This is a genomic window from Streptomyces sp. FH025 (assembly GCF_017427025.1).
Classification (GTDB): Bacteria; Actinomycetota; Actinomycetes; order Streptomycetales; family Streptomycetaceae; genus Kitasatospora.
In genome coordinates, this window is record NZ_JAFLNG010000419.1 from 1 (window position 1) to 6,972 (window position 6,972).

Genomic DNA, 6,972 nt, shown 5'->3' on the forward strand with positions numbered 1-6,972 from the left:
GGTGAACCGGACGAAAAGGGGTGGAGGCCTTATCGGCGGCCTACCCGGGCGGCAGATACGATCGGCGCTCATGGAGTTCGGTGGGGCATGGCGTCGCTGGCGCGGCCGGGGTGTGTCGGTACGGCGAAGGGTGCTGGCCGGGGCGGTGGCCCTGGTGGCGGTCGCCGGTGCGGGTACGGCGGCGGTGGCGTCCGGCGGTGAGCAGGCGGTCCATCAGGAGGATCGTTTCCTCACCATGCCGGAGACGCCCGGCAGCGCCCAGCAGGTGCAACTGGACACCTCGTTCTTCACCACCGGCACCACGCCGAGGCCGGCGGTGCTGCTCGCGCACGGTTTCGGCGGTTCCAAGGAGGGCGAGCGCGACCGCGCCCAGCAGCTCGCCCGGCAGGGCTATGCGGTGCTGACCTGGTCGGCGCGCGGCTTCGGGCACTCGGGCGGCAAGATCGGCCTGAACTCGCCCGACCGTGAGGTCGAGGACGTCAAGCACATGGTGGACTGGCTGGCCCAACGGCCCGAGGTGCAGCTCGACGCGCCCGGCGACCCCCGGGTCGGCATCACCGGCGCCTCGTACGGTGGGGCGATCTCGCTGCTGGCCTCCGCGTACGACCACCGGATCGACGCGGTGGCCACCCAGATCACCTGGTGGAACCTGGCCGACGCGCTGTTCCCGCAGGGGGTGCAGGGCTCCGGCGCGGCCGACGGCGTGTTCAAGAAGCTGTGGGCCGGGATCTTCTTCACCACCGGCGCGGCCGGAGACCTCGGACCCTCGGGCGGTGCGCCGCGCAGCGGGAGCGAGCCGAAGCCGGACGCGGACGGGCCGATCGGCTGCGGGCGGTTCCTGGAGTCGCTCTGCCAGATGTACGACCGGGTCGCGACCACCGGGCGCGCCGATCCGGAGGCCGTCGCGCTGCTGGAGCGGTCGAGCCCGTCCTCGGTGGCGGCGCAGCTCAAGGCGCCCACGCTGGTGGTGCAGGGGCAGCAGGACTCGCTGTTCCCGCTCGACCAGGGCGACCGGATCGCCCGGGCGGTGGCGGCCAACGGCGCGCCCGTCGCGGTGGACTGGTTCGCGGGCGGGCACGACGGCGGGACGGACACCAGCGCGCGGGTGGATGACCGGGTGACCGCCTGGTTCGACCATTTCTTGAAAAATCGCGGCCTGAAGAAGAGCGGCACGGACATCGGGCCGGCCTTCCGGGTGACCAGGACCGGCGGCGTCGACTCGACCGGCTTCCAGGCCGTGCTGCGCGGGGCGACCGCCGACCGGTACCCGGGGCTGAACGGGACGGGCACGCGCTCGATCGAGCTGACGGGCGGGGAGAAGGCCGTCGCCAACCCGCCCGGCGGGGCGCCGCCGGGGATCTCGACGGTGCCGGGGATCGGCGCGCTCAGCCAGGCCGCCTCGCTCGGGGCCGGGCTGTCGCTGGACTTCCCGGGGCAGAGCGCCGCCTTCGACTCGGCGCCGCTGGACCGGCCGCTGCACCTGACCGGGCAGCCGACGGTGCCCGTGCGGGTGACGGCGGACCGGCCGGATGCGGTGCTGTTCGCGAAGCTGTACGACGTCGGCCCTGACGGCAAGGCGCTGCTGCCGCAGCAGCTCGCCGCCCCGCTGCGGGTGACGGGCGCGGACGCGGGGAAGACGGTGACGGTCGCGCTGCCCACGGTGGACCACACCTTCCCGGCCGGGCACCGGGTGCGGCTGGTGCTGGCGTCCACCGACCTGGCGTACGCCTCGCCGGGCGAGCCGGCCACCTACCGGGTCGCGCCGGCCGGGGCGCTCACCGTGCCGACCGTCGAGCAGCTGGTCACGGAGTCGGCGCCGCTGCCCGTGCGGACCTGGATGCTGCCGGTGGTGGCCGTGCTGGTGGCCGCCGGGCTGGTGCTGGTGCCGCTGGGGCGGCGTCGGTGGCGGCGTTCGACGGCCGGTGGCCCCGGGTTCGATCCGGAGCTGGCCGGGGTGCCGCTGCGGATCAGCGGGCTGAGCAAGCGCTACAAGGGTGCCCAGGACCGCTATGCCGTACGGGAGTTGGGGTTCCAGGTGGAGCGGGGGCAGGTGCTCGGCCTGCTCGGGCCCAACGGTGCGGGCAAGACCACCACGCTGCGGATGCTGATGGGCCTGATCCGGCCGGACGCGGGGGAGATCCGGATCTTCGGGCACCTGGTGCGCCCCGGGGCGCCGGTGCTCTCACGGGTCGGGGCGTTCGTCGAGGGCGCGGGCTTCCTGCCGCACCTCACCGGGCGGGCCAACCTGCGGCTGTACTGGCAGGCGACCGGCCGGCCGGAGGCCGACGCGCGCTTCGACGAGGCGCTGGCCATCGCCGGGCTCGGGGAGGCGCTGGACCGCGCGGTGCGGACGTACTCGCAGGGCATGCGGCAGCGGCTCGCGATCGCGCAGGCGATGCTCGGGATGCCGGACCTGCTGATCCTGGACGAGCCGACGAACGGGCTGGACCCGCCGCAGATCCGCGAGATGCGCGAGGTGATGATCCGCTACGCGGCCGGTGGGCGGACCGTCATCGTGTCGAGCCACCTGCTGTCCGAGGTCGAGCAGAGCTGTACGGACCTGGTGGTGATGGACCGCGGGCGGCTGGTGACGGCCGGGCCGGTCGGGGAGATCGTCGGGGCCGACGAGCTGCTGATGATCGGGGTCGCCGACTCGTACGACCCGGAGCCGGTCGTCCGGAAGGTGGGCGCGCTGGCCGGGGTCGCTTCGGCGGAGGCCGTCGAGGGCGGACTGCTGGTCCGGCTGGACGGGCTGACCGCGAGCGGGCTGCTGGCGGAGCTGGTGCGGCTGGGGGTGCCGGTGGAGAGCGCCGGGCCGCAGCGGCGGTTGGAGGACGCGTTCCTGTCGTTGATCGGAGGTGGTGCGGCGTGACTTCGGATTCTTCGACTTCGGTGACGTCGAATTCGGCGGCTACGGCTGCGGCTACGGTTTCGGCTTCGGCTACGGCTACGGCTTCGGTGACTTCGGCCGATCACGCGCAGGGGTACCGGGCGGGCCGGACGCTGCCGCTGCGGGTGGAGGCGATGCGGCAGCTGCGCAGGCGCCGCACGCTGGTGATCGGCGCGGTGCTGGCCGCGATGCCGTTCGTCATCCTGGCCGCGTTCCAGATCGGCGGCACCCCCAGCCGCCCGGACCGGACCACCTTCATCGAGCTGGCCACCGCCTCGGGGCCCAACTTCGCGGTCACCATGCTGTTCATGGGCACCGGCTTCATGCTGGTGATCCCGGTCGCGCTGTTCTGCGGGGACACCGTCGCCTCGGAGGCCAGCTGGTCCTCGCTGCGGTACCTGCTGGCCGCGCCGGTGCCGAGGGCTCGGCTGCTGGCCCGCAAGTTCGCGGTCGGGCTGGCGTTCTCGGCGGTGGCGGTGGTCATGCTGCCCGCGATCGGGCTGGTCGTGGGGACGGCGGCGTACGGGTGGGGGGACCTCAAGCTGCCCGCCGGGGTCAGCCTGCCGGCCGGGGAGGCGCTGCCCAGGATCGCGATCGCGGTGGCGTTCGTGTTCCTGAGCGAGATCGTGATCGCCGCGCTGGCGTTCTGGCTGTCGACGGCGACGGACGCGCCGCTGGGGGCGGTCGGCGGGGCGGTCTTCGCGTCGATCATCACCGGGGTGCTGGACGCGGTCACGGCGCTCGGCGATCTGCGGGAGTGGCTGCCGGCGCACTGGCAGTACTCGTGGGCGGACGCCCTGCAGCCGCAGTTGGAGTGGGGCGGCATGCTGCAGGGCGTCTCGCTGTCGCTGTCGTACGCGGTGGTGCTGCTGGCGCTGGCGTTCCGCGGGTTCGCGCGCAAGGACGTGGTGTCGTAGGCGGGCCTACGACGGGTCCGTGAGCTCGCGGCGGGTCGTACGGACCACCAGGGCGCCGAGGAGGGCGAGGGCCAGGAGGACGGCGGCGAAGACCGTGGCGCCGTCGGTCAGGCCCACGGCGTCGCTGAGGTAGCCGGCCGAGACGGGCAGGAGGCCGGCCGGGACGTAACCGCCCACGTTGAGCGCGGCGTTGGCCTCGGCGAGGCGCTGCGGCGGGATGCCCGCGTTGAGCAGCGACAGGCCGCCGAGCTGGCCCAGGCCCTGGCCGGCGCCGGCCAGCAGCGCGGCGGCGACCAGGACCGCCACCGCCTCGACGTGCACGGCGAGGACCAGGGTGACCATGCTCAGCGCGGTGCTCAGCGCGCCGAGCGTGAGGATGGTGCGGCGGCGAAGCCGCTGGACGGCGAACTGCACCCCGGTGGCGGTGAGGAACATCGCGAACGCCATGGCGCCGGCCAGGATCCGGTCGGTGCTGCCGAGCAGGCCGGACAGCAGCGAGGGGCCGAGCGAGAGCACGAACGAGGTCGCGGTGATGCCGGGCGCGAACACCGCGATGCCCAGGGCGAGTTGACGGCCGTTGCCGCGCGGGACGCCGGGCACCCGGATCCACGGTCCGGTGCCGCGAGTCGCGGGGCGGGGCACCGGCATCCGCAGGACGACCAGCAGGGCGGTGGCCAGCAGCAGGGCCTCGACGGCGAAGACGGTGACGGTCGGCGCGGGCGCCAGCTCGGAGAGCGCCCCGGAGAGCAGCGGGCCGAGCCCGGCGCCGAAGACCATCGCGCAGGAGGCGAGCAGGGCGGCCGTGCGCCTGCGCTCGGGCCCGGCGACGTCGGTGACCGCGGCCATCCCGGCCGAGACGACGGCGCCGACCGCGATGCCGGTGAACAGCCGCGCCACGATGAGCGCGGCCACGCTGGTGGCGGTCGCGAAGACCAGGCAGGCGGCGAGGGCGAGCAGCAGGGCGGGGACCAGGACGGGTTTGCGGCCGAGGCGGTCGGAGACCACGCCGGAGACCAGCAGTGAGCCGATCAGGCCGACGATGTAGAAGGCGAACACCACGGTCAGGGTGCCCTTGGAGAAGCCGATGTCGTGCTGCCACAGGACGTAGAGGGGGGTGGCGGCGTTCGACAGCACGAAGACGGCGGTGACCGGCCAGGCGGCCAGCCAGATCCACCGGACGGGGGCCGTTCGGTCGCTCCGTTCGATGGGAGGGGTGGGCGCGGTCCGGGTTGCGGGCATGACGGTGTCTCCCGATCGGTGGGCGGGCTGAGTGGCCGGGCAGCAGTACGAGTTGAGTCGAACTTAGCATGCAGTACGATTGGACTCGTACAGTGCGAGCGCGTCAGCGCGTCCAGAGGATCCGAGCCAGGAGGAGTCGTCGATGCCAGCGACCACCGGTGCCGTACCCGCCGTCAAGGTGCTCCCCGAGCCGTCCGACCTGCCCGAACCGCTGCCCGAGCCGGGCGTCGACGAACTGCGCCTGGAGACCGTGCTGGGCGCGCTCAGTGACCCGCTGCGGCTGACGATCGTCCGCAAACTCCTCCTGGAATCCGAGGACTTCGACCACACCTGCGGCTGGTTCGGCCTCGACCGGCCCAAGTCCTCGCTCACCCACCACTTCAAGGCGCTGCGCGAGGCGGGCATCACCCGGCAGCGGCAGTACGGGCTGGAGCGCCGCAGCCACGTGCGGGTCGAGGACCTCAACGCGCGGTTCCCCGGGCTGCTCGACCTGGTGGCGGCGTGGAGCCCGCAGAGCTGACCGCGCCGGCTCCCGATCGGCGGTTCGGCCGGGATGCGGGATCATGGGTGGGTAGCTGACCTCCGCAGTCGAAGGATCCCGACCCGTGGCCCAGATCGTCCTCTTCCACTCCGCCCACGGCCTGAGCCCGGCCGTGCGCGCCGCCGCCGACCGGCTGCGCGCCGCCGGGCACACCGTGCACACTCCGGACCTGTTCGAGGGGAAGACCTTCGACGACAACGAGGCCGCGCAGGCCTACCAGGAGGAGATCGGCGGCAGCGACGAACTGCTGCACCGCGCGGTGACCGTCTCCGCCCCGCTCTCCGAGGGCGGGCTGGTGTACGCGGGCTTCTCGCTCGGCGGCGCGATCGCGCAGAACCTGGCCCTCGCGGACGAGAAGGCGCGCGGGCTGCTGCTCCTGCACGGGACCTCGGACCTGCGGGAGGACGCGGCGACCTCGATCCCGGTGCAGCTGCACATGGCGGAGCCGGACCCGTTCGAGCCGGAGGACTGGCTGAACGCCTGGTACCTGCGGATGCTGCGGGCCGGGGCGGACGTGGAGGTGCACCGGTACCAGGGGGCCGGGCACCTGTTCACGGACCCGGACCTCGCCGACTACGACGCGGAGGCGGCGGAGCGGGCCTGGGCGGCGGCGCTGGACTTCCTGGCGGACCTGGAGGACTGACGGACCTGCCCTCAAGGGCCTCTCCGGGCCGGCGTCGGAGTCGCCCTGGCCGCCGGGGGGTGGAACGCGCATGGATATCATCCGACGATGCTGAAGCTTCGCGCCCGTACGGTGGTCTTCGATATTGACGGCACGCTCTGTTTCGACGGGCGGACGATCGACGAACGGATCCTGGCGGCGATCGGGGAGTGCGAGCGGGCCGGGTACCGGGTCGTGTTCGCCTCGGCCCGGCCGGTCCGGGACCTGCTGCCGGTACTGGGCGGAGCGTTCCCGGACGCGATGCTGATCGGCGGCAACGGCAGCCTGGTGTCGGTCGACGGACGGGTGGAGGCCCGGGCCGCGTTCGGCGCCGCCGGATTCGGGGCGCTGATGGAGGCCGTCGGGCGCCACGGGGCGACGTACCTCGCGGACGGGCCCTGGGACTACGCGTACACCGGCCCGGCCGACCACCCGATCCGCGGCCGGGTCGACCAGGGCGGGCTGGCGCGGCGGGTGGAGCTCGCGGAACTGCCCGAGGTGGTGAAGTTCCTGGTGGTCGGGGCCTCGGACATGGCGGGGCTGGCCGAGGCCGGGCGGGGGCTCGGACTGACCGTCAACCACCACCTGGACGAGGCGATCATCGACTTCGCGCCTGGGGCGACCAACAAGTGGGAGGCGCTGCGGTCGGTGGGGATCGAGGAGTACGTCGCCTTCGGCAACGACATCAACGACCTCGACCTGCTGCGCAACGCCGAGCACTCGG

General features: G+C 73.5%; 6 protein-coding genes. 5 read left to right on the forward strand and 1 reads right to left on the reverse strand.

All coding sequences use genetic code 11. The features are described 5' to 3' along the window. Window positions 1-70 precede the first annotated feature (70 nt). Both J0670_RS25550 and J0670_RS25555 read left to right on the forward strand, forming a co-directional pair. On the forward strand, window positions 71-2,872 hold the full coding sequence (locus J0670_RS25550) for an alpha/beta fold hydrolase (RefSeq protein WP_207814014.1): 2,802 nt from the start codon (window positions 71-73) through the stop codon (window positions 2,870-2,872). Window positions 2,873-2,958: 86 nt separating this feature from the next. Beyond that, window positions 2,959-3,807, forward strand: a complete 849-nt coding sequence (locus tag J0670_RS25555) for an ABC transporter permease subunit (protein WP_307806685.1) — start codon at window positions 2,959-2,961, stop codon at window positions 3,805-3,807. 6 nt (window positions 3,808-3,813) lie between these two features. Here the strand turns inward: J0670_RS25555 and J0670_RS25560 are convergent, their stop codons facing one another. Beyond that, window positions 3,814-5,046: an MFS transporter gene (locus J0670_RS25560; RefSeq protein ID WP_207814015.1), complete on the reverse strand. Its 1,233-nt coding sequence runs from the start codon at window positions 5,044-5,046 to the stop codon at window positions 3,814-3,816. A 142-nt stretch (window positions 5,047-5,188) separates the two neighbouring features. On the opposite strand from J0670_RS25560, the gene J0670_RS25565 reads away from it, so the two are divergent. The 3 genes from J0670_RS25565 to J0670_RS25575 form a co-directional block, all read left to right on the forward strand. Beyond that, on the forward strand, window positions 5,189-5,566 hold the full coding sequence (locus tag J0670_RS25565; RefSeq protein ID WP_207814016.1) for a helix-turn-helix transcriptional regulator: 378 nt from the start codon (window positions 5,189-5,191) through the stop codon (window positions 5,564-5,566). An 85-nt stretch (window positions 5,567-5,651) separates the two neighbouring features. After that, window positions 5,652-6,230 (forward strand): dienelactone hydrolase family protein, encoded by a 579-nt coding sequence (locus J0670_RS25570; protein ID WP_207814017.1) that lies wholly within the window; start codon window positions 5,652-5,654, stop codon window positions 6,228-6,230. Between the two features lie 87 nt (window positions 6,231-6,317). After that, the coding region (locus tag J0670_RS25575) for an HAD hydrolase family protein (protein ID WP_207814018.1) at window positions 6,318-6,972 on the forward strand (655 nt) is incomplete at its 3' end.

Excerpts from the sequence above, each read along its gene's own strand:
- J0670_RS25560 (WP_207814015.1), bottom strand. The coding sequence starts at position 5,046 with ATGCCCGCAACCCGGACCGCGCCCACCCCTCCCATCGAACGGAGCGAC.
- J0670_RS25550 (WP_207814014.1), top strand. The coding sequence starts at position 71 with ATGGAGTTCGGTGGGGCATGGCGTCGCTGGCGCGGCCGGGGTGTGTCG.
- J0670_RS25565 (WP_207814016.1), top strand. The coding sequence starts at position 5,189 with ATGCCAGCGACCACCGGTGCCGTACCCGCCGTCAAGGTGCTCCCCGAG.